Consider the following 1,154-nt stretch of genomic DNA (forward strand, 5'->3'; position numbering starts at 1 on the left):
TCTTCACTCTGTTAGCTGTCATAACAAGGCGGTCAAACATCGTTCCGCTTCGCTCCACTGGACGCACGTACCGTGCGCCGTTTACCTTGGCGTTAAATTAAAAAAGGAAAATTACCCATGAATACTTTTATATTTGGAATGACCACTGTTTTCGTTATTTTTATTAAAATACCTTCCCTTTTTCTAAAATTAACCGGGCTTGGTTCTATTCATACCGGTTTACTTGGCGGCTTGCATAAATCGCTAGCTGTAGCAATTTCTCTTTTTTTAACCTATGCATTAGCTTATCTAATCGCTCTTGCACTAGTGAAGTTCTCAAAAATCGAAAGTAGGCTTCCAGCTCCTCTTGCTGGGAAAAAGCTAATTTTATTTGGCAGCATAGCTGTGTTGCTTGCACCATTAACCCAAATAGTAACCGCTTCAATACCTGGCGGTGGTGCATCCTTCACGGTAAGAATGTTTCTAAGCCCAATTACGTCAGCTGGCGCTATATCATTAGCTCTTGGTATGCTCTATCTTTTACTAGAAGTTAAACCAAGCGGTAAGTTCACGTACCCCGAATAATTTAACAAGGCATTGCACCTGACGCATTGTAAGTAGCGCTTATGCAATATCGCTGCGCGAAGTATATTGCAACGCGCTACTTACAATCCGCAGGTGAACGCAACGTTATACAAAATATGAACCCAGAAACGAAAGTATCAATTTACGGAACCTTATCGCTATTATTTGTAGCGACTGCGCTATTTTCCGTAATACTTTGTATCAGAACGTTATTTCTGAATGGCTCCATTTTGGTGAGTTCGCTTTTCATATGCTTAGCAGTTACAACTTTTTTTGTAGCTTATCTAATAGACTTAAAGCTATTAGAAATACCTTGTGCAATTTCATTCACTAGTTATCGATTTTTATTGCTATTAATTACCGGTGTATTTGGAATTCCGTTAGGAATTTTATCCGAATTTGACTTTGGTATTGCTTTTATTGGCGGGCTAATATTTTCAATATTGTATTCATGGTACGTCTATACATCATTTAAGGCTGCTGCAAGGCAGCACAAATGGTAAAAGCGTATAACAAGGCGGTCAAACATCGTTCCGCTTCGCTCCACTGGACAGAATTTAAGTAGCTTTTTTGTGGTTTTACTTCGTAAA

General features: G+C 39.0%; 1 protein-coding gene. It reads left to right on the forward strand.

Annotation, left to right across the window (positions count from 1 at the left end; translation table 11 throughout):
- Nucleotides 1-117 precede the first annotated feature (117 nt).
- Nucleotides 118-564: a hypothetical protein gene (locus AWU77_RS02055; RefSeq protein ID WP_062058524.1), complete on the forward strand. Its 447-nt coding sequence runs from the start codon at nt 118-120 to the stop codon at nt 562-564.
- Nucleotides 565-1,154: the final 590 nt, after the last annotated feature.

It is taken from the genome of Cellvibrio sp. OA-2007, from assembly GCF_000953825.1.
Classification (GTDB): domain Bacteria; phylum Pseudomonadota; class Gammaproteobacteria; order Pseudomonadales; family Cellvibrionaceae; genus Cellvibrio.

Excerpts from the sequence above, each read along its gene's own strand:
- AWU77_RS02055 (WP_062058524.1), top strand. The coding sequence starts at position 118 with ATGAATACTTTTATATTTGGAATGACCACTGTTTTCGTTATTTTTATT.